Below are 22434 nucleotides of genomic sequence, written 5' to 3'. Positions count from 1 at the left end.
CCTGACGGCAGATGGTCGGATTATTCTTGCATCTGATAAATTCGGATATATTAAATAATCTACCTTCTTATAAGTAACGGGGGGTATGTTGAACAAGACATGTTGTTATAACAGGATTTTTTGCTTGCTCCAACTCCACAGTTAAATAAAAATATCTTGGACGATCATTTAATAGTGATCGTCTTATTTAAATCTGAGTGCTTAGCAAAAAAGGTGTAATTGGCTATGATTTGAAGTTATTCACTTTTCCAGGCTCCCCAGCGATGGAGTTACTGAAGACAGCAATATTTACAACTAAAGTTATTACCTGAAGCACTACCTGTAACCCTTTAAGACTCGTAAACATTTCTTTCATACCTACCACTCCCTTTTCTACTGTTTTCGCTGGCGCTTGGGACCTCGGCCTGAACCGACTCTGGGAGTGGAGCCTGGAAAAAAGAATAACTGATTTAACATTAGAGTGCTTTGTAAACCATGAAGGTTTGTTAATAATTATAGATTACCCCTCTAACGTTTTATGCAGAAAAACCAACATGTTTTAATGACAGTAAATAAATGACTCAGCATTGTGATAAAATTACTAATAAAAGGAATTACTTGGGATAAGAATATGAAAAAGGTGAGAAGAGATTGACTAAAATTGAAATAAAAATGTTTCCGGCATCATATGGTGACAGTTTTTTAGTGCGATGTTTCGATGAAACAACTACAAATATTTTAATAGATATGGGATTTAAGTCTACTTATAAAGACCATATAAAGAATGAGCTTAAAAGAATAAATGAGCAGGGAGAAGATTTGCATTTACTAGTTTTTACCCATATTGATAGAGATCACATTCAGGGAGGTCTACAATTTATCGAAGAAAATGGTTCAGTGACTTCTCCAGAAATTATTCAAGTTAATGAAATTTGGCATAATAGTTATAGACATCTTCAGTTTGATAAGAAAATTCAAAATGTAAATCAATCAGATGAAGAAATAGAAGAAAAATTAAATCAAATAATCAAAAAAGGATATGGAAGAGAAAGAGGTGTAAGAGAGACATCTGAAATAGGATACAAGCAAGGCTCTACACTAGCAAGTTTGTTGTATGAAAAAGGTTATGAAGAAATATGGAATAAAAATTTTAACCACAAAGCAGTAATGATTAGCAATGAATTTAGTGAAAAGCCAATCTCAATAAATAGAGAAGTGAAAATTACACTATTATCACCAGATATGGAAAAGTTAAAAAGACTTGACTATGAATGGAAGCAAAAATTAGTCGAGTTAGGTTTTAAAGATCAAGTGTACAGTAACAGTATAATGGATGATGCTTTTGAAGTATATAATGCAAACCTTAGGGGCGGCAATAAGAAATCAAGAAGGATTAATAAAGTTTCTGGGAGAAAAATCAATGTTGAAGAAGCAGCTGAACAAAGGTTTGAACCGGATAATACTGCTATAAATGGGAGTTCGATATCATTTATATTAGAGTTTCAGGACAAAAGAATTCTTTTTTTAGGAGATTCTCATACGGATATTATTGAAAAAAATATAGAAATGATTTTAAAAGAGACAAAAAGGGAGAGACTTCTTTTTGACGCAGTTAAAATCTCTCATCATGGAAGTAAACATAATACAAGTCCTACGTTGTTACAGTTAATAGAATCATCCCGTTATATTATATCAACTAATGGGAAGGGAACAGGCTTTAGTCACCCTGACTTGGAGACTATTTCAAGGATATTATTGTCTAAGACAGAATTCAAGAAAGAATTAATCTTTAACTTCAAACCGATTCATTTATTTGATTTTTTATCAAACCAAACCATGAAAGATAAATACAATTATGATATATATTATAAAAATGAGTTTAGTCAATCCGCTATTGGAACCTTTACTAATATTATTATCTGAAAATATGATACCTGCTTAATTAAAGGGAGTGATATTCATGACTAATAGAAATCTTTATGAAATTTCTGCGAAATTGTATGCTGACGAGGAAGCTACTGCTTTTTTAATAAGCGATAGTATAGCATTAACTGCTAAACATGCTGTTGATAAAAATATAGAGGAAAACACGGGCGTTACTCTTCAATTCTTTGTTGAAACTAATTTTGAGAATAATCAAGTTAGAGCAAAGGTGAAAAATTATAATAGTAATTTTGATATTGCAATACTAGAGTTAGATCAACCATGCACCCATGTTACTATCTATTTAGATATAAGTAATCAAGAGGTTGAGTCGTCTGATGATTGGGAGAGTGTTGGTTATCCAATTAATTGGAGTGTTTCTGATGAGGGAAGTGAATTCTGCTATTTAAAAGGATCAATTTACCAAATCTCAAATTTAGGAAGCATTTATGATCTGCACTTAACCAGTCCATATATTAAAGATGAATGGGATTATGGCTTGAAGGGTCTTTCAGGTGCGCCTCTTATAATTGATGGTGTGATTAAGGGAGTAGTTGTCTATGAAGAATATAGCTTACTTAGGACACCGATTAAGTCAATAAGCATTAATAAGTTCGTCCAATTTTTAACCGATAATGGAATAACAACTGGTAATAACTTTGGACCAAAATCTAATCTTGTTAATAAAAGGTTAAATAGACAAAAGATAAAATGCGAAGACTTGTTTAAAAAAGTCGAATATAATTCACGAAATTCGGAAGTGAATATATCGATAAACTCATACCATGTGAACTACGATGATAACGGATTAGCAAAGGTAAAACACTTATCAGATTATCTCGCTAGTTCTATTATAGATTACGCTTTCACTTTAGAGGAAATCCATAAGAGCAGGAATAGTGATACAAATAAAGAAATGTTCCAATTGATGAAAAGGACGAACCAGGTAATTGAGGTTTTAAAAGAAAGTAACGAATTTGGATCAATACTTTTGTGGATGATTTTGGAAGGGGTAATAGGAGCTCCTAAGGCTGTTAGACGGCTAAGTATTAAAGATGAAGAGGACAACATTTATAACGAAGCACACATTGGAGTCAGTTCAGAACAAAAGCTAATACTCTACTTAGGAAATGGTCTTCTGGAGAATGACTTTAAAACAGGAATAAATAATTCAATGGAAGTACTAAAACGGTTATTGAATGTTCAAGATGATGTTTATGTTGTTGATGATTATTTTTATGAACAAATAGGAGAATCACCAATAAGGCAGCTATTAACAGGCTTTGATTTATCACATACGCGGGATTGGGATAATGTAACAATTGAGTTAAATGTTTTTGGTGGATACGATTCTAAGACAATAAAGGAAATAGAAAGTAAAAAGTTAAATAAAAGAGCTATCGAAAAGTTTATTGAGGCTCAATACGTTAAAGAGTGCTTAGAAAATGAAGAATATATCTGTGAAAAACTTACACAAGAAACTGAATTTAAGCATGTAAAGGTTAATTGGTTTATTCTCCCCTTTAATACGATTAAGGATTTTGAAAGAATTATTTTGGATGAATTAACCGAGGAGGGGAGTTACAGATGATTTCCAATGAGATAGTTAACTCCATAGATAGAGAACGTTTAAATAAATTAATAAAGAAATTAAAAAAAATAGTCCTTCAACAAGAATTATTTTCAATTGGAGTTGACCAACTAACTTTACCTGAGCTTAGAAATCTTGCTGAGGTTGCAAATACCTTGGCATCTTCAAGGAATAATACTGATAAATTAATGGCACTGGACATTGCAGTATCTCTACCGCAAGTTATGAAATCGAAAGGTATTTACTTAAACTCTTTTTTAGTCCTCAGAAAACTAGGTAATTACCCTGCAATTAAATTGCTTGAGGAAATAACTGACATACAAGCTTATAAAAAATTATTAAAAGGTATTTCAGCTTTTGAAGAGTATCTATTTGAAAGTTTTAATGAAAAAGAGATAGTTAACCAAAAATATTTGTTAAGTAACTTTCAATATAAAATTTTTGATTTAATTAATGAAAATAATGCTATAAGTTTATCTGCACCAACCTCTGCAGGGAAATCTTTTATTTTGTTGAAGTATGTACTGGACTTCCTTTATAAGAAGAATATGAGTTCTGTCGTCGTATACATAGTGCCCACAAGGGCTTTAATTAAACAAGTAATGAACGATTTTACAGACGATATTCGGGAGTTTGGTCTGAAAGATATATATATAGGGTGTTCATCTGAAGTAGACGTATTGCTAAAGCAACCTAAAAAATCGAGTATATTAGTTCTTACACAAGAAAGACTTTATCAACTTTGTAGTAAACCTGAGACAAAACGGATAAAAATAGATCTGGTAATTGCAGATGAAGCTCATAACATACAGAGTGGTGGGAGAGGTGTTCTATTAGAAAGAGCAATTAATTATGTAAGAGATTTATATCCGGAAGTTAAGGTCTTATTTTCTAGCCCTCTGGTTAGCAACCCAGAAAAAATGTTATCTACATTTAATGTAGAGGGGCAACAAGAAAAAAACCAATTTCCATTAGTAAGTCAAAACGTAATAGAAGTGAAGCAAACTTCGAAATTTCTTAAGGTTTTTACCAAAATTGCTGATGAGGAAGTAGAGTTAAATAGGATCAATTATGGAATTAAAGGAACCTCTAGAGCTAGTATTCTAGCAAACGTTGCTATAAAGCTCTGGAATCAACGAAGTTCAATTATTTATTCAAATGAACCAATGTTATCCTCCGATGTTGCAAGGAATTTAGTTATGAGTGGAGAGTTTCCTAATTTAAATGATGAAAGGCTAGAAGAATTTGCTGATTTTATCGAAGAATATATATCGGAGAATTATGAATTAGCCAGCTTTATAAGGTGTGGAATTGCATTTCATTTTGGATCACTGCCGCCTATAATAAGGTCGGGAATTGAAGACTTATTTAAAGGAGGGGCAATTAAAATAGTTTGTTGCACATCTACACTTCTTGAGGGATTGAATATGCCAGCCAAAAATATTTTTATTTACAAGCCAGAAAAGGGGCAAAATAACCCCATGGATAAACTTAATTTTTGGAATTTGGCAGGAAGAGCAGGGAGAATGGGGAATGATTTTTCCGGTAATATTATTTGTATTAATCCAGATACTTGGGAGGAAAACCCCCTGGAAGGTGAAAGGCAATTTTCAATTACTCCTTCTTCAGAATATCGGTTAACAAACGAAGCTCAGAAATTTAAAGAGTTTATTAGTGACAGAGCTAAACCATCAGGGGTTGATGATTATAATGAACAACTGGTTTCATTAGTAGTAAGAAATAACCTTCTTGGTAAAAAAATGATTGATTCTCCTTATAAGAACGATGATAACGCAGAGGATTTCGTTGAAATTGATACAGTAAGTGACAAGATAATAAATGAATTTTTACCCCCCAAAACTTTATTAACAAGTCTCCCTGGGGTAGTTCCCGATAGATTAAATGATTTTTGGATTTTCTTAATGGAAAATCAAGAAAATTATAAAGACCTACTTCCAATTCGTCCTTTTCACCTTTACGATAGGGGCTATGTGAGATTTAAAAAGATTATTAAATTGATTAATAAATATTTTTTGACTGACAGAGAATGGTCAGAAGATGAGGTGAAAAAAATAGCAATAACAGGCTATAGGTGGGCAACTGGTGAATCTCTTTCCCAAATTATCTTCTATAAAAAAGGATCTACTCGATATACAGGAAAGAAACTAACTAGTTACGTAAAAAACAATATAAACTTTTTAAACGACAAAATCCGTTATAAGATGGTCAAATACACTCAAATTTATACTCAAGTAATAATAGAATTTCTAGAAACAATTGGGAAGAAGGAAGAAGCTGAAAAGGTTATTAAATTTTCTTCATATTTAGAGTTCGGTGCCAGCTCAGTTGCAGCGTTAGAATTTATGTCACTTGGATTACCAAGAGAGGCTGCTATTAAATTAGCTGAAAATTTTCTTCCAACACACTCCGAAGAACCAAAGTTTTATATCGATTGGTTAAAGAGAACGGATATAAATACTATAGAGATGCCAAGTTATTTAAGGAAGCAAATTAATTTTGTTCAAGAAATATTATAGTAATATATACTTAATAAAACAAAAAATATACTATACAGTCTTGTGGAACTCTCGATCCCTTTAAGTTCTATAAATCCTCTGCTTGTGGGTCGCCAAGTGGTCACGAAATATGAAAAATTAGGGGAAAAAGGAGGTTAAAACACAATATTAAAATAACCTAATTCCCCTTATTTAGAGGGACTAGGAAGCTATGGGAGGTTTAAGGATTTAATATATTTTCTCTGGCAACGAAGAGATCAGGCTAATTTACGAAATGTGGAAGAGATAACTTATAACCATAAAGAAAATCTCGTAAAGCGATTAACCTATTGAAAATCTGTCAAACAAGCTCTTGAAGAAATAATGCTACATGATTTTTTAACCTCACAAAATGATAATAAGACAAAGTAAACATTGAATTTACTAGAACTGTTTCATAAATATTTTAGTGATTCAATTTAAAACGAGTTGATATAATTATCATTATGTGTAGCTAATTTGAGATATTAATTCAACATTATGACAAACATAATATTGAATTAATGATGCAATATTTTTAGTGGACGGACAAGGTAATTTACGATATCCACTTCTTGGATTTTATTGAACAAGAAAGAGTGAATCTAACATATAAGTTCGCTCTTTTTCCTTATCCAAGTATATGGCCATGTTCTCCCATCCTACTTCTTTTTTTACTAAACACATATATAACAGAAGTCATGATAAAACAACTAAACCCCGGCGAAAACGAATCCGGAATCACCAAATAAAACACCATCCCAATCATTAAAACGTACAACGCCTCACGATTAAAATTCGACTCCCCACTCGCCAACCTAACAAGCGCACTCTCAGAAATCCTCCCTTTCCGAATAACCAAATAATCAGCCACCACAATAGCCGATATCGGAATAATCAGGATCCCCAAATAAGAAATATACTCCTGCGCATTATAAACCAACTGCGGAAACGAACTTAATATAATTCCGGCGATACTGAACAACAGGGCACTCTGAATCCGCGATAAGGACGGCAGTGCATTAAGCAAACTATATCCCCCCGTATACGCATTACTCAGATTAATCGAAATCATCGACACCATAGCACAAGCCGTAATCACCATTAAAAGCAGGCTTGAGTCAGTAAGCTGACCCGCTGCGACGAATGGATTCAGATCCTTGAACAAGCTCGCACTCAATCCCCCAAGGAGTGCGGTCATCATGAACCCGACGACGTTTCCTCCATACAGTCCCCAGAATCCGTGGCGATCGCTTTTGCTGTAGCGGGTGATGTCGGAGGATGCACTGACGCCTGAGATGTATTGGACGAAGACGAGGCTTGAGTAGAATAGGAACGTTCCGATGGAGAAGGGTTCCTGGTCTTGTGTGAGTGTTGGGAGGGAATCGGCTCCTTTTGTTAGGAACAGGTAGAGGATGATTCCCTGGCCGATCACGAGGATCGGGATGAACAGTTTGGTCGCTTTTTTGACGGCTTCGAAGCCGATGAGGGCCAGAAGGGTCATGATGATGGCGAGTCCGATGGCGACCGGGATGAATGGTATGGTGTACGGTGTGACTTTTTCCACCATGGAGATGATGACGAAGGTTCCTCCGATGGTTTGGACGCTGAACCAGTAGAGGGACGTCAGGGACCGGATGGGGGATGCGATGAGCATCGACAGCCGGGTTCCAATGATGGATCTTAGGACGTATTGAGCGGGCAGGCCGTAGCGGGAGCCCGGTAGAGACAGGAATGATACGAATAGGAAGGCGACGCTTGCTCCGAGTACGGTGGCGATGAATGCTGCCTGGAAGGATAGTCCGCCTTCCAGGACGGCGAGAGCCGGGATGAGGAAGTTCCCTGCGTTCACGGAGAAGGCGATCTGTATGATGAAGTATTCGATCCATGTGGTTGATTTTAACTCAGGCGGGACCTTTTCGAGTCCGAGCCGTTCGATCATGGGTTGTTTCATAAAAAAAGTCTCCTTTGGGTATACTAGGATGCATGGTTTCTATTTTAAAGAATTTTTGAAAAAAAGCGAAGAAATAATCATTTATTTTTTTAAAGAAAAATAGAGATATTTCCTTATTTATTTGTTAGAATGTAAGTGCTTACAGGGTGAGTAATTGCCCTTCGCTATTATATATGAATAGTGTTATATTTAGGAAGTGAATGCTCCAAGGAGCAATAGTGCATTTAGGAGGTTGGCTTAGTATGCGTATTGGTGTACCAACGGAAATTAAAAACAACGAAAATCGTGTGGCCATGACGCCGGCTGGTGTTGTGAACCTTGTTCAATTCGGACATGAGGTTTACATTGAAGCTGGAGCGGGAATGGGTTCAGGATTTACAGATGAAGATTACAAAGCAGCAGGTGGACACATCGTTGATTCTGCAGCGGAAGCATGGTCCATGGATATGGTCATGAAGGTAAAAGAGCCACTTCCAAGTGAGTACTCTTATTTCCGCGAGGGGCTTATCTTATTTACATATTTACATCTTGCTCCAGAGCCGGAATTAACGAAAGCGTTAATTGATAATAAAGTAGTCGGAATCGCGTACGAAACGGTTGAACTGAATCGTGCCCTTCCATTACTGACTCCGATGAGTGAAGTGGCTGGACGTATGGCGACTCAAATCGGTGCCCAGTTCTTAGAGAAGATCCACGGTGGTAAAGGTGTATTACTTTCAGGTGTCCCTGGGGTTCGCCGCAGTAAAGTAACGATCATCGGTGGAGGAGTGGCCGGTACGAATGCCGCCAAAATGGCTGTCGGACTTGGTGCCAACGTAACGATCCTTGACCTTAACCCGGATCGCCTTCGTCAGCTGGATGATATCTTCGGTAGCGACGTTACAACGCTTATGTCGAACCCGTTAAATATCGAACAAGCTGTCAAAGAAGCGGATCTAGTCATCGGAGCTGTACTGATTCCAGGAGCGAAAGCACCTAAATTAGTAACAGAAGAGATGATCAAAGCGATGACACCTGGTTCAGTTGTTGTCGATATCGCCATCGACCAAGGCGGAATCTTCGAAACAACAGACCGCATCACAACGCATGACGATCCAACATACGTGAAGCACGGCGTTGTACACTATGCCGTTGCTAACATGCCTGGTGCCGTACCACGTACGTCTACCATCGCATTAACAAACGTAACCGTGCCTTACGCGGTTCAAATTGCAAACAAAGGCTACAAAAAAGCGTGCCTAGACAACGAAGCTTTATTAAAAGGTATTAACACATTGAACGGATATGTTACTTACCAGGCTGTTGCTGAAGCACATGCTGTAGATTATTCAGATACTAGAACTCAATTAGAGCAACAACAATAACAACGAGAAGCCGACTGAATGGGAATGTTCAGTCGGCTTTTTTATGTGCTGAATTCTTCACCAATGATCAAACTCACTTTTATTTTTGTGAAATTCGGGTATAACATAAAGTAGCATACGAGAGTAAGAAAAATAGATAAGTTTATTTGGAGGAGAGAAATTATGAAGATTTCATATCATGGACATTCAGTAGTGAAAATCGAAACAAATGGCAAAACAATTCTAATCGATCCATTCATCAACGGGAATGAACTGACGGATCTTAAAGTGGATGACGAAAAGCCCGATGTCATCATCCTGACACACGGTCACAATGATCACGTAGGTGATACTGTCGAGCTCGCGAAGAAAAACGATTCATTGGTTATCGCCAACCATGAACTGGCAACCTACCTAAGCTGGCAACTGGTGAGAACTCATCCGATGCATGTTGGGGGAGCATATGAGTTCGACTTTGGTAAAGTGAAACTGACTCAGGCATTCCACGGATCAGGTCTCATCACAGACGGAAATGAAATCATCTATATGGGTATGCCAGCAGGCGTTCTCTTAATGATTGAAGGGAAGACGATTTTCCATGCAGGGGATACAGGGTTATTCTCTGATATGAAACTGATCGGGGAGCGTCATCCGATCGACCTTGCCTTCCTGCCAATCGGCGACAATTTCACGATGGGACCTGAGGATGCAGCAACGGCAGCAAGCTTCTTAAAAGCGAAGAAAGTCGTGCCGATTCATTATGATACATTCCCGCCGATTAAGCAGGATCCGCATAAATTCGTCGAGATGCTTGAGGATTCTGAGGGACAGGTTATGAAGGCTGGAGATGTTATCGAATTTTAACATATTAGAGCGGTGAAAATTAAGTAGCTCAAATACTGTGATGAGAACAATAAGATTTCACCTTGTATGACATATGTTTCTGATATAACAAAAGCTTGGGCAATCCCAAGCTTTTGTTATTGGTCTTATTCAATTAAAGCCCCCGTTACTTGAATAAGAAAATGCCTTGCTTCCCTGTTGAAGCAAAGCCCCTTTGAATAAAGCTATGTAGAACTCAGCAGTTAATCTTCTAGAGAATTATTCAATAACTCTGCTAAAAAGACTCCAAAATTCTCTGCAATTATTTCAAATGATTGTTCCTTTATCGGAAGTCCACTGATAAAGGAAACAACGGGTGCATTGTCATCATTATTACTTTGTACTTTGGAACAATCCAGGCAGAAATACTCGCCATCATCAGCGAAATAAAAGCAAATTAGATTATTAGGCAAACTATCTGTTTCTCTTAATTCTTTGGTAATCCAAATCATATTAGGAATTCCTGTTTCATCTGTTCCTAGACCATAAATTTCTTGTCCAAAAATATCTCCCAAACCATATTTCTTTAAAAACAACCTATAACTTTTAGGAAATTTCACCTTTAATTTATTTTCTGCATCAATTATTGTTTGTTCATCGATTTCACCAATAAAATCAGCTTCTTCTTGGTTAGCTTCTATAATTTCTACTGCTTTATTTATTGACATTTACTCTCCTCCATACCAATCCATTTTTAACTTATTTTAACACCAATCCTTATCCAACTAAACTGCCCTTTACTTGAACAAAGGGGCTGCTGCTTGTTCTGTAAACGCCTCCATTAATTGAGTAATCAATTATCGATTAATCATACCTACTTCCTGCATATAATATTCTCGCAAAAGCACACCATTTAGCTTCTTCTGTGAGTAAATCAGTATCAATTGCCCAAGCTTCCATCGCATCTAGGAAGGTATCTACACTTGTATTTTCCCACTCCTGTTTATTTTCTAAATAGTCCACCTTCAATAATTTTATGAATTGTAATAAATCTCCTTTAGACTTAACTTTAGTTTCAATTTCATCAAATTTCATTTTTAACTTACCTCATTTCACTATACACCTATTGAATTATTCTGCCCGCTTATTGAAGAAATGAAGATTCGTAATCTTTAAATTTATATTACCACATAATGTTAAAAATCCTTCATGCATCAACTAAACAACCATTTAATTTAAAGTGCTAAAAAGTAGTGCTCATGCATTAAAATGTTCCTCCACAAAACTGAACTTTTTAGTTGCAAATTGCATCACCCTTTTTCACATGTTCACACAACATCCTCCACCCACTCGCATATACATGATACAAGCCTAGAGAGGAGGGAAATGTTTGAAACAACGTTATATACTCTGTTTACTCATCACAGGGGCACTCATCTACTACGGAGCCCCACGTATGTCTATTTTTGCAGAAGGCCTACAAGGGTACTTCGCCATCGGCTGGCTCATCCTCGCCACCTGTGTCCTAGCCGGAAACCTGGCAGCTCTGCTTTATACACCGAAAGGAACAGGCAAGGGTAAGAAGTTGAAATCGAAGCCTGTTCGGAAGGTGAAATCACGATCATTTGGCTAAAGAAAAACGGGGCTTGTATCACTCAAAGCCCCGATTAAATTGAAACACCGCGCTTTTCACATTATAATAAACATATAAAGTAGGACGTTATAAAGAAGGGTGAAAAGCTTGGCTACAAAACACGAACAAATACTGGAGTACATAGATACCCTGCCTGTCGGAGAAAAGATCTCCGTCCGCCAGATCGCAAAAGCACTGACCGTCAGCGAAGGAACGGCATATCGGGCGATCAAGGATGCCGAAACGAAAGGCTACGTGAGCACAATCGAACGGGTCGGAACAATCCGTATCGAACAAAAGAAGAAAGAAAATATCGAGAAGCTCACTTACGCAGAAGTGGTCAACATCATCGATGGTCAAGTACTCGGTGGACGATCCGGCCTGCATAAGATGCTCAACAAGTTTGTCATTGGAGCCATGAAGCTTGAAGCCATGATGAGATACACGGAAGCCGGGAACCTTTTGATCATCGGGAACCGGACCCAGGCGCAGGAACATGCCCTGCGTGCGGGAGCAGCCGTCCTGATCACCGGGGGATTTGATGCAGACGAAGACGTCAAGAAGCTCGCGGATGAACTCGAACTCCCGATCATATCGACTTCCTATGACACCTTTACCGTCGCCACCATGATTAACCGTGCGATTTACGATCAGCTTATCAAGAAAGAGATTGTGTTAGTGGAAGACATTTTAACGAAAGTGGACGATACGATTTACTTGCACCTCGATGACACGTTGGAAGAGTGGTACGAAAAGAATCAGTACACATTCCACAGCCGTTTTCCAGTCGTGGACCGAAACTTGAAAGTCCATGGTATGGTGACGTCAAAAGACGTCATGGGTCAGGAAAAGTATGCGGGCATTGATAAGATCATGACGAAGCAGCCGATCACCGTCAGCCCGAATACTAGCGTCGCCTCCGCCGCCCACATCATGATTTGGGAAGGGATCGAATTACTTCCTGTCGTCAATGAACAGAACAAGCTGCAGGGGATCATCAGCCGTCAGGACGTCTTGAAAGCCCTGCAAATGATCCAGCGTCAGCCGCAGGTGGGGGAAACGATCGACGACCTCATCTCAAACGCAGTTGAAGTAGTAGGGGAGAAGAAAGACAACAAAGAAATCTACCAATTTGCCGTTACACCGCAGATGATAACGGGGATCGGGACGCTTTCCTATGGTGTCTTCACCACCTTAATGACTGAAGCCGCCAACCGTGCACTGAAGCCGTACAAAAAAGGCGACCTCGTCATCGAAAACATGACTATTTACTTTATCAAGCCTGTCCAAATGGAAAGCATACTCGAAATCTATCCAAAGGTACTCGACGTAGGGAGAAAATTTGGTAAAGTGGATGTAGAAGTATATAACGAAGGCGTGCTCATGGGGAAATCCCTGATGATTTGTCAGTTGATTGACCGGCATTAATCGGTAAAACAAAAAGACTAGATGGGCATCTAGTCTTTTACAGTACTTTATTGGTTATCCAGTTCCTTCGCTTCTCTCTGTGCAAAAGGAAGCACGTGCTTGTACATCTTATATCCAGCCCAGCAGCTACCAAGTCCTAAAAGGATGAACAGCGTGCCGATGACATACGTCAGTGTGCCAGGGAATAAAAACAGCTGATTGATCCCGAACAGGGCAACGAACAGCCCAAGGGCAATGCTTGCTTTCGCCGATAACCATTTCTTTTCCATCGGTCGTCTCGTTCTCACTTGTCTTATTTTATAAAAGACATAGAACGTGAACGTAACGACAATCAGTAATGCGAGAAAATACATAGTTTTTTGTCCTCCATCGTTGACATCTCTCGCTACTATTTTACAGATAACGGAGCAGAATGCCAAATATAAATTCCACTACAAAGGAGATTCCCATGAAAGAACAAATTCTGAACCTCATCAAACAATACGAAACGATCATTGTACATAGACATGTCCGTCCAGACCCGGATGCATACGGATCCCAGGGAGGACTCGTGGAAATGCTGAAAGCCTCTTTCCCTGAGAAAAATATTTATGCCGTCGGGAAAGAAGAGGAAACGCTCCATTACTTAAAGCGTCTCGATGTTATCGAAGATTCCGTATTCGAAGGAGCCCTGATCATCGTATGCGATACGGCCAACGAAGAACGAATCTGTGACCGTCGCTACAAACTCGGCGATCTGCTTGTGAAAATCGATCACCATCCAAACGAAGATGCATACGGGGATCACCTCTGGATTGATACAACAGCGAGCTCCGTCAGTGAAATGATCTATGAATTTTACCAGTTCGGAAAAGACAAAGGATTGACCCTTCCTGATGCAGGGGCACGACTATTGTTCGCAGGGATTGTCGGCGATACGGGCAGATTCCTGTATCCAAGCACGACCCAGAAGACGTTTGACATCGCGGGTGAATTGATCCGCTATGATTTTGACCGGAATGAATTATTCAATAAAATGTATGAAGTTGATTCCAACGTTACGAAGCTCAACGGATATGTCCTGCAAAACTTCGAGATGGATGGGGATGGCTGCGGCATGATGGTCATGACGAAGGATATCCTTGAAGAACACGCCGTCGTACCATCTGAGGCATCCCTTCTTGTCAGTACGTTGGGTAATGTAAAAGGCATGAAAGCATGGGTCTTCTTTATTGAAGAACATGATCAAATCAGGGTTCGCCTTCGCTCGAAGGGTCCTGTCATCAACACAATCGCCAAAAAGTACAACGGTGGAGGTCATCCCCTTGCGGCTGGCGCATCGATTTATTCATGGGAAGAGAAAGAAGAAGTGATGAAGGATTTACAGGAAGTGTGCAGTAATCACCAATAAGTTTTACGAAGAGTCGGCTGACGCCGGCTTTTTTTGTGCAAAAATACTCATTCCCAATCTAGGCTTCTTCACCAGTCACAACACCCAGCGAGCGAACATAAATTATTGAGGATGATTCACATTTATCGTGCTTTTGCCTAATAGAAACTCCATGTCGATCGATAAGAAAGCCTTATGGTACTTTTTTTGGGAGGTAATGAGGATATGAATAATTTTTATAATGAACTTCAGAATTTGAATGTAGGTGATTTCCAGGCAACACAGCCCGTATCCTGGGATCAGAATATGTATGACCCGAATGACGAACGACTTTTCCTTGGATTTGGAGGCTGTTTCGGCTTTGGTTTTGCATGCTTCTTTAGCTGCTTCGGGTGTGGCGGGTGTTTCCGTTGCGGAGGCTGCGGCAGATGTGGGGGATGTGGACGCTGTGGCGGTTGCGGCAGATGTGGACGCTGCGGTCGTTAAGAAGAATATCGGTTTCAAATGGATCCCTGTGAGTGTGCAGGGATCTTTATTTTATACATAAGGGACAAATTGAAATTCATACGCTAATAATGACAGCCAAAATATAAATGAGATAAGCGGGGGTTAGGAGGATTGCTATGGGAAAATTGAACCCTTCTATGCGTTTAAAAGTGAAGAGGGATACGTTTTATCTCCCTGAGCGGGACAGCGGCGTGTATTTCAGGAATAACCTATGCTCTTTCCGGATGGAGGGAAGCGGCATTGATCAGTGGGTGGAAAAGCTATTGCCGATGTTCAATGGGGAGTACTCCCTTGAGGAGTTGACGAACGGACTGCCTGATCCTTATCGAAACAGGGTCATGGAAATAGCAGAGGTGTTGCTTAAGAATGGATTTGTCCGGGACGTAAGCAGGGACCTGCCACACAATTTGCCCCGACACGCAATGGAAAAATTCGCATCACAGATTGAGTTCGTCGATAGTTTGGCAGACTCAGGTGCTTCACGGTTTGAATCCTATCGTCATAGCAATGTCCTGGCAGCGGGGTCTGGTCCCCTTCTGACTTCATTGGTTTCATCACTCATTGAATCCGGATTGGCGAAGCTGCAGGTGCTCGTGACTGATGAGGTACCTACGAATAGACGAAGGCTGAGGGAACTTGTGGACCATGCCCGTAAAACCGATCCAGAGGTAGAGCTTCATGAAGTGGGATTCAGTGAATCCGGATGGCGGGAGACGATAAGATCTTACGATTCGATTTTATATGTGACGCAAAACGAAAACCTCGAGGAACTCGACCTGCTTCATGCCATTTGCAGGGCAGATCAAAAGCTCTTAATTCCGGCGATTTGTCACAAGCAGACATGTATCGCTGGACCAATCGTCCATCCTGATTCCGAGGCGGGGTGGGAATCTGCCTGGAGGCGTCTCCACGGGACTGCCTTGCAAAAAGAAGGGGAATTTCATGCTGAGTCGGCAGTACCTGGAGCAATGATGGCGAACATGATTACATTTGAACTATTCAAAGAGATGACAGGAGTGACAAAGCCTGACCAGAGAAACCGGCTCTTTCTGCTGGATACCGAAACACTGGAAGGAAGCTGGCATTCCTTTTTACCTCATCCCCTGGAAACCAACATTGGAGCTGAACCGATTCTGAATCTTGAAACCAGACTTGAACAGGGGGGAGAAAGGTCTGATCCAGAAAAACTGCTGTATTTCTTCAGTCTGCTGACGTCAAAAGAGACGGGGATTTTTCACGTATGGGAGGAAGGGGATACGAAGCAGCTTCCGTTGGCTCAATGCCGTGTCCAGCCTGTTGATGGCCGGTCGGATGGTCCAGCAGTACTGCTAGATGAGGTGGTCTGCAGTGCTTTGACCCATGCCGAGGCACGTCGCGAAGCAGGGTTAAGAGGAATAGAGAGGTATTCTTCAAGATTGGGGAGTATGGTGGTCCCTCATGATACAGGGGAATTCATGGCATTCTGTACAGGGGCGACGTTCGCAGAATGCGTTGGCCGCGGTTTAGAGAAGTGTTTGACGGATGATTTGAGAAAAAGAGAATTGGGTCAAAACACTACCATTTCCGGTCTTGAATTAGAAGCAGTTGAGGATGAAACATGCCGTTTTTATCTAAAGGCACTGACGACGATGCAAAAGGAACCTGACATGGGGTTAGGGGAGGATTTGCATGGATTTCCGGTTGTCTATGTCCGTGGAAGAAATGGCTGGTATGGGAATACCGGCTTCACGATCACCATGGCGCTAAGGAACTCTCTGCAGCAAGTGCTCTTCCAAGCCCAGAACAATACGGATGCATTCGACGCACATCCTGTTGCCGTCGCTTTTGAGAAAGAGAATGTACAGAGAATCGTCATTCCGGAGGGTGAAGATCGGACTCAGCCTGATCATCTGAAAGAAGCTCTCCACACTTTGAAATTGAATCAGAAACAGGTAACGGTGTATGAACTTGATATGGAACCTGTATTCAGGCAGGAGCTGGAAGGCGTATTTGGTGTGCTGCTGCGAGAGGAGGAAGCCTAATGAGTTCTTTCGTAGTGATTGTAGGGGAAGGAATGCTTTCGGACCGTGTCTGTGCGCAAATGTCAGCACGGTACCCCGTTTTCAGGCAAAAGACCGTTGAAACGAGCTTCCCGGCAAATACAGATTTAGTACTGGTGTTGGATGATGCCTGGAACCCGGCTGTCCATCAAATGGCAGAAGAAGTCATGAGGGGGACTCGGGTTCCATGGCTGAGAGGCTTGGTCTCGTTTGGAGAAGGGATCATCGGACCACTGGTTCAGCCCGACACACCGGGTTGTTCCCAATGTGCCGATCTGAGACGTCTCCTTGGTGGAAAGGAACGGCATGAGATGAGGGAGGTGCAGGGGAAACTCGCTGAAATCGGTGGGATGGCGAAGGATCCGTGGGCTTCGAATACCGGGTTATCGCATATGGCTCACATCATCGCTGCAGAAGCTTGCCGGGTCCTGGAAGGTGCAAAGCCACGTTCCCAAGGGAAGATATGTTTGACCGAATTGAAAACATTGAATAGCTCCTGGCACTCCTTCGTTCCCGACTCATTATGCCCGAGCTGCAGTCAGGTTCCGGATGATTCGGCTGAACTAGCCCGTGTTACCCTCAAGCCCAGTCCGAAGATCCGAGCCGACAGTTTCCGATGTACTCCTTTGGATGATTTGAAATCAGTTCTTGTAAACGACTATCTTGATAACAGGACGGGACTCTTTAACAGCAAGATGTATGACCTGGTGACGCCATTTGCCGATGCGAGCGTCAATATGCCGATGATCTCCGGTGGTGATGAAGGGACGGCTGGACGGACTCAAGCTTACTCAGACAGCGAGCTGACAGCAATCCTTGAAGGGTTGGAGCGTCACTGCGGATTGGAGGCCAGGGGTAAACGGACGGTTGTCCATGACTGCTACCGGAACGTGGAGGAACATGCATTGAATCCTCTGGAGGTCGGCGTGCACACCGACGAACAGTACGCCATGCCGGGATTCCCATTTGAAAAATTCGATCCTGACAGGAGGATCGACTGGGTGTGGGGATACTCCCTCATCGAAGAGCGGCCGATTCTCGTCCCAGAGCTCCTTTCCTACTACAGTCTGGGCTGCGGTTCGTCCGGTTTTGTCTATGAAACATCCAACGGTTGTGCCCTCGGGGGAAGCAGGGAGGAAGCGATTTTCTACGGAATCATGGAGGTTGTCGAACGGGATTCCTTTTTGATGACCTGGTATGCAGAACTGGGTCTGCCTCGTCTCGATCCGTTTACTGCAGAAGACGAGGAGCTGCAGTTAATGATCGAACGGATGCGGGCCGTCGCAGGGTATGACCTCTATTTATACAACGCTACCATGGAGCACGGAATCCCAAGCGTTTTTGCCATGGCCAAGAACAGGAAGGATACGGGATTGAATCTGATCCTTGCGGCAGGTGCCCATCTGGACCCTGTAAGAGCGGCGAAAAGTGCGATTCAGGAGCTTGCCGGGATGATGCTGAATCTGGATGGAAAGTTGGAGAAGAACAGGGCGAATTATGAAAAGATGCTGTACGATGATTCCCTCGTGAGACAGATGGATGATCATGGCATGCTGTATGGATTGCCCCAGGCTGAAGAACGTTTTAGCTTTTTACAAGAACGTCCTCTGAGAAGTTTCCAGGAGGAATTCAAATGGAATTCCCGTCACGCGGATCTGACGGATGATCTGAAGGATATCCTTGAACGATTCCGAAGCCGGAACCTTGATGTCATCGTCGTGGACCAAACCGCACCGGAACTTAAAAAGAACGGACTACACTGCGTGAAGGTGCTGATTCCCGGCATGCTTCCCATGACATTTGGGCATCATCTCACCCGTCTGACAGGACTGGAGAGGGTCCTGAACGTCCCGGCGGAACTGGGATATAGGGACCGGCCACTGACAGTTGATGAGCTCAATCAAAAACCGCATCCGTTTCCTTAAGGTGTGAGGAGGTAAGGAGGATGAGTCTGGAAGAATTTCTGCACAATCTGCAATGTGATATCAACCGGGCCAATCAGCCAAACTGGGAAGTGGACTGGGAGGATGCGCCCCTTCCTTATAAGCTGTATCGGGGATTGCCGGTCGTCCCTTTGTCTTTGGAGGTTCCATTGTCACTCAACGGGGAGCAGCCGCCGTTGAAACCGGATGTAGAAAGAATCGGTCATTTCCTATGGTATGTGTACGGCATCTCCGGGGTAAGCCAGTCGGAGCAGCCCGATGATTTCGGGGAGGAGTCGTACCCCATCCACTCCTATCGGCGGTTTGCTCCATCAGGAGGGGCGCTGTATCCGAACGAACTCTATCTTTATTTGAAACTCGATGATTTGCCCCAAGGAATCTATCATTATGATGCCGCCCACCACCGACTTGTCCTGCTCCGGGACGGGAATGTTGATTCGTACTTAGAACGGGCACTCGGCAATCGCTCCGACATCTCGTCGTGTTTTGCCACTGCCTTTGTGTCGGTGAGATACTGGAAAAACTTCTTTAAATACAATAACTTCTCCTACCGCCTGCAGGGGCTCGATGCCGGCGTCCTGATGGGGCAGCTCTTGGAAACATCCAAACGGTTCGGGTTCGAGACAGGGGTGTATGCTCAATTTCTCGATTCCCCGATCAACCATTTGATCGGACTCACAGAGGAAGAGGAAAGCGTCTATTCCGTAATCCCGCTTTCGGTTGCTGCAACGAATTGGGGCAGCAGGGGGATGGAGCGGGAAGTTACCGCTGAAGAATTATGCCTGGAGCTGCCTGCTATTTCCCTTTCAAGCTATGAAAGGTCTGAAAAGGTTCGAGAGTTTCCTAGGCTACTGGAAGTGAATGAAGCTTCTAAACTCGAAAGTACCGGTGATTTTCAAAAGGTGGCGAAACAACCGGGTATGAGAGCGGGAGAAAAAGAAATCCATCTCCCGGAAATCGAGTCAGGCTCGTATGATTTTGTGGAAGCATGCCAAAAGCGCCATTCACCGGAAATGGATTTTGTCATGGGGAAGGTCAGCCAGGAGCAGCTCGCGGCTTTGTTGAAAAGGGCCGCACATTCCTACTCGTTTCGAAGTGACCTAGACAACGTTTTTGACGGGGAAGCACCCCGTGTTTCGATATATGGCTGTTTGTATAATGTAGAAGGCATTTCAAATGGCGCGTACGCATATGACAGTGACCGCCATTCACTAAGGGAAATCGGTAGTGGGGATTATCGTCTCCAGCTACAATCGGGGCTGTCACTGGATAACGTTAATTTGTTGCAGGTGCCACTGTGCATGCATATCATTGGGAACAAAGATTATTTCAAGGGTTCCCTTGGCTACAGAGGCTACAGGATCATGCAGATGGAAGCGGGAATGCTCGTACAGCACCTGCTCTTGTCTTCGGCGGCCGCCGGGTTTGGTGGACATCCGCTGCTTGGGTTTGATACAGGGGTGACGGATGGGATTTATAGGCTGGGTTCTGAGAACTTAACGACCTTGATTCAGATTCCTATTGGACCTTATCGGGAGAAGGCTTGGATGAGGGGGAGTTTGTTGAGTTGAGGATGAGGGAGCAACAGGGACAGGTCCATTGACTCTTTGAATTGGAGTCGAGGTGCCTGTCACCGTGGCGCATTTCTTCCGCATGAATAAAGAAAATTCGACACCTCGGCATGATTATCCAATGTCTCGCATGATTTCTTTTAAACTCGCACGATTATGATGATAGGCGCATGATTAAACCAAATGCCGCACGATTCTTGTAAATCTCGCATGATTCTGTTTGATGCTCTTTATCTAGGATGCGAGCTTGGACGGGGATATGGTGAATCTTTAAGAGAAACATAAAAAAACGTCCCTCAGGCAAAACAAGGGACGTTTTTTTTGATAAAAAGTTGGACAGGTGATTTTCTTATTAATCAGTGTCACTTTCTATATCTGCCTTCAATTCCTTAAACCACTGTAAATTTACTAAGTGATGAGAACGGGAATTCTCGTTCATGCGACCAAAATAATCAATTTGACCAGGTGATTCTTCAATGGTAGCCAAGTACTCATCGAGAAGAGTAATTCTGGCTTTTGTTTGATCAATTTGGGATTGGATTAACTCCAATAATTTGTTTTTATCGTATACATCTGCAAAGAGTAATGCCCCATAGACCGGTAAGTTGACATACTCGGATTTCGTTCCGTGTTTGGCCATTAATTTATGGAATTCTTCTATTCCTGAAGACGTTACTTTAAAGGTGTGAATGTCACGACCGTTGTTTGGACGTCTTTCATTTGTTTCTTCAATCAACCCTTTTTCTTGGAGTTGTTGCAAATTGTAATAAAATGATCCCTTAGTAAAGTTAACGATATATTTATAATGTCGTTTTTCCATTAAACTTAATAGTTCGTAGCCATGTGCGCCAGGGTTTTGAATCAGTAATCCAAGGATGAGTAAGGGAATCAAGGGTGCATCACCTTCGCCATCTGTGCTTCAAATTCAGCGTATGTGATTTTGCCCAGAGCTAAATTCATACTGTGAATATAGATTTGTTCATTTTTTGAATAGGTAAGGTTTGTCTTTAGTGATTGATTTTCATCCGCAAGTGGCCCTGAGATATGACGCTTTTTCGAAAATGCCTCGAAGTAGCGATAACCGAATTTTCGTTGGGAAGCGGCGTTTAAATGAATACCATCCGGATTGGCGGTTAGACCTTCTGCCGATACAAAATAACAATTGGGCTGCTCATGAGCAAATCGATGTAATTCAGCGTTAATTTCTTGAAACTCTGATGAGTGCTTTCCGAAACCTTCCTTCCCTAAGAAATGACCAAGCTCACCAATAATTAATGGGACGTCTTGAAGGTTTAATTCGCTGCGTAACGTTTCAATGATAAGAGATAACTTGTCGTAATATGTTTCATGGAGAGACTGATGGCTGTCACTTTCACCTTGATGCCAAAGGATGCCACAAATTTGACTGGTTTCAAGAGCGAATCGGGCTTCAGATAAAGCATGTTTGAACAGAGTGCCTTGCGGGTGCCAATCATTCAAGGAACTGCCGCCTTCCGCACAAGGAATCAACCCGATTTCATCATCCGGGTTGGCTTTCGAACACTGGTCCGCAAAGGATGCTGCCAGACTTACACCGGAAACAGGGCGGTCATAGTTAATAGGCTCTGTCATCATTTGCCACTGTCCGTTACGAAGCATCTTTATTTTTTCATTATAGATAGGATCTACCTCATGCAAGAATCCACGACCTGCCATATTCGATTGTCCTACCATTAAAAAAGATTTAATCATTTCATTTTCATTCCTTTACACGATAGTCTAATTAGACTAAGCTAGTATAAAGTCTAATTAGACTATT

Annotated in this window: 18 protein-coding genes; 12 read left to right on the top strand and 6 right to left on the bottom strand. The window is 41.7% G+C overall.

Annotated elements, in window-relative coordinates; translation table 11 throughout:
- Nucleotides 1-630: 630 nt before the first annotated feature.
- The 3 genes from V8G47_RS15980 to V8G47_RS15970 are packed head-to-tail and all read left to right on the top strand — an operon-like array spanning nt 631 to nt 6030.
- Nucleotides 631-1902 carry an MBL fold metallo-hydrolase gene (locus V8G47_RS15980; protein WP_336200993.1) on the top strand — a complete coding sequence of 424 codons (1272 nt, stop codon included), beginning with the start codon at nt 631-633 and terminating at the stop codon, nt 1900-1902.
- A gap of 37 nt (nt 1903-1939) precedes the next feature.
- Nucleotides 1940-3493, top strand: a complete 1554-nt coding sequence (locus tag V8G47_RS15975) for a Hachiman antiphage defense system protein HamA (protein ID WP_336200992.1) — start codon at nt 1940-1942, stop codon at nt 3491-3493.
- Nucleotides 3490-6030, top strand: a complete 2541-nt coding sequence (locus tag V8G47_RS15970) for a DEAD/DEAH box helicase (protein ID WP_336200991.1) — start codon at nt 3490-3492, stop codon at nt 6028-6030. Before V8G47_RS15975 ends, V8G47_RS15970 begins: the two co-directional genes overlap by 4 nt.
- A 628-nt stretch (nt 6031-6658) precedes the next feature.
- On the opposite strand, the gene V8G47_RS15965 is transcribed toward V8G47_RS15970, so the two are convergent.
- Nucleotides 6659-7981: a purine-cytosine permease family protein gene (locus V8G47_RS15965; RefSeq protein ID WP_336200990.1), complete on the bottom strand. Its 1323-nt coding sequence runs from the start codon at nt 7979-7981 to the stop codon at nt 6659-6661.
- Nucleotides 7982-8223: 242 nt separating this feature from the next.
- On the opposite strand from V8G47_RS15965, the gene ald reads away from it, so the two are divergent.
- Both ald and V8G47_RS15955 read left to right on the top strand, forming a co-directional pair.
- A complete protein-coding gene (gene ald, locus V8G47_RS15960; RefSeq protein WP_336200989.1) occupies nt 8224-9345 on the top strand; it encodes an alanine dehydrogenase in 1122 nt (373 codons plus the stop codon).
- 162 nt (nt 9346-9507) lie between these two features.
- On the top strand, nt 9508-10188 hold the full coding sequence (locus tag V8G47_RS15955) for a metal-dependent hydrolase (RefSeq protein WP_336200988.1): 681 nt from the start codon (nt 9508-9510) through the stop codon (nt 10186-10188).
- 221 nt (nt 10189-10409) lie between these two features.
- Here V8G47_RS15955 and V8G47_RS15950 read toward each other — a convergent pair whose 3' ends face one another.
- Both V8G47_RS15950 and V8G47_RS15945 read right to left on the bottom strand, forming a co-directional pair.
- The gene (locus V8G47_RS15950; RefSeq protein ID WP_336200987.1) at nt 10410-10874 is read right to left on the bottom strand and encodes an SMI1/KNR4 family protein; all 465 of its coding nucleotides are present in this window, start codon (nt 10872-10874) and stop codon (nt 10410-10412) included.
- A 136-nt stretch (nt 10875-11010) separates the two neighbouring features.
- A complete protein-coding gene (locus V8G47_RS15945) occupies nt 11011-11241 on the bottom strand; it encodes a DUF7660 family protein (RefSeq protein ID WP_336200986.1) in 231 nt (76 codons plus the stop codon).
- A 295-nt stretch (nt 11242-11536) separates the two neighbouring features.
- Between V8G47_RS15945 and V8G47_RS15940 the strand changes: the two genes are divergently transcribed.
- Complete coding sequence (locus V8G47_RS15940; protein ID WP_261750025.1) at nt 11537-11779, top strand: hypothetical protein; 243 nt, start codon at nt 11537-11539, stop codon at nt 11777-11779.
- A gap of 108 nt (nt 11780-11887) precedes the next feature.
- Nucleotides 11888-13207, top strand: coding sequence for a DRTGG domain-containing protein (locus V8G47_RS15935; protein WP_336200985.1), 1320 nt, complete (start codon nt 11888-11890; stop codon nt 13205-13207).
- 47 nt (nt 13208-13254) lie between these two features.
- On the opposite strand, the gene V8G47_RS15930 is transcribed toward V8G47_RS15935, so the two are convergent.
- Nucleotides 13255-13560, bottom strand: a complete 306-nt coding sequence (locus tag V8G47_RS15930; RefSeq protein ID WP_061809474.1) for a YtpI family protein — start codon at nt 13558-13560, stop codon at nt 13255-13257.
- Nucleotides 13561-13655: 95 nt separating this feature from the next.
- Between V8G47_RS15930 and V8G47_RS15925 the strand changes: the two genes are divergently transcribed.
- The 5 genes from V8G47_RS15925 to V8G47_RS15905 all read left to right on the top strand — a co-directional run bounded on the left by V8G47_RS15925 (nt 13656) and on the right by V8G47_RS15905 (nt 20636).
- Nucleotides 13656-14597, top strand: coding sequence for a DHH family phosphoesterase (locus V8G47_RS15925; protein ID WP_336200984.1), 942 nt, complete (start codon nt 13656-13658; stop codon nt 14595-14597).
- A 204-nt stretch (nt 14598-14801) separates the two neighbouring features.
- Nucleotides 14802-15062, top strand: coding sequence for a heterocycloanthracin/sonorensin family bacteriocin (locus tag V8G47_RS15920; protein WP_079533623.1), 261 nt, complete (start codon nt 14802-14804; stop codon nt 15060-15062).
- A 137-nt stretch (nt 15063-15199) separates the two neighbouring features.
- Nucleotides 15200-17104 (top strand): putative thiazole-containing bacteriocin maturation protein, encoded by a 1905-nt coding sequence (locus V8G47_RS15915; protein ID WP_336200983.1) that lies wholly within the window; start codon nt 15200-15202, stop codon nt 17102-17104.
- Nucleotides 17104-19047 carry a TOMM precursor leader peptide-binding protein gene (locus V8G47_RS15910; protein WP_336200982.1) on the top strand — a complete coding sequence of 648 codons (1944 nt, stop codon included), beginning with the start codon at nt 17104-17106 and terminating at the stop codon, nt 19045-19047. Before V8G47_RS15915 ends, V8G47_RS15910 begins: the two co-directional genes overlap by 1 nt.
- Before the next feature lie 20 nt (nt 19048-19067).
- Nucleotides 19068-20636 carry a SagB family peptide dehydrogenase gene (locus V8G47_RS15905; RefSeq protein WP_336200981.1) on the top strand — a complete coding sequence of 523 codons (1569 nt, stop codon included), beginning with the start codon at nt 19068-19070 and terminating at the stop codon, nt 20634-20636.
- Nucleotides 20637-20988: 352 nt separating this feature from the next.
- On the opposite strand, the gene V8G47_RS15900 is transcribed toward V8G47_RS15905, so the two are convergent.
- Nucleotides 20989-21528, bottom strand: a complete 540-nt coding sequence (locus V8G47_RS15900; protein ID WP_336200980.1) for a PadR family transcriptional regulator — start codon at nt 21526-21528, stop codon at nt 20989-20991.
- Nucleotides 21525-22367, bottom strand: coding sequence for a sialate O-acetylesterase (locus V8G47_RS15895; RefSeq protein ID WP_336200979.1), 843 nt, complete (start codon nt 22365-22367; stop codon nt 21525-21527). Before V8G47_RS15895 ends, V8G47_RS15900 begins: the two co-directional genes overlap by 4 nt.
- Nucleotides 22368-22434: the final 67 nt, after the last annotated feature.

The sequence above is a fragment of the Rossellomorea sp. LJF3 genome (assembly GCF_037046045.1).
In the GTDB taxonomy this organism is placed as follows: domain Bacteria; phylum Bacillota; class Bacilli; order Bacillales; family Bacillaceae_B; genus Rossellomorea.
The sequence above is the reverse complement of the archived record's forward strand: the minus strand, read 5'-3'. Positions and strand labels throughout refer to the sequence as shown.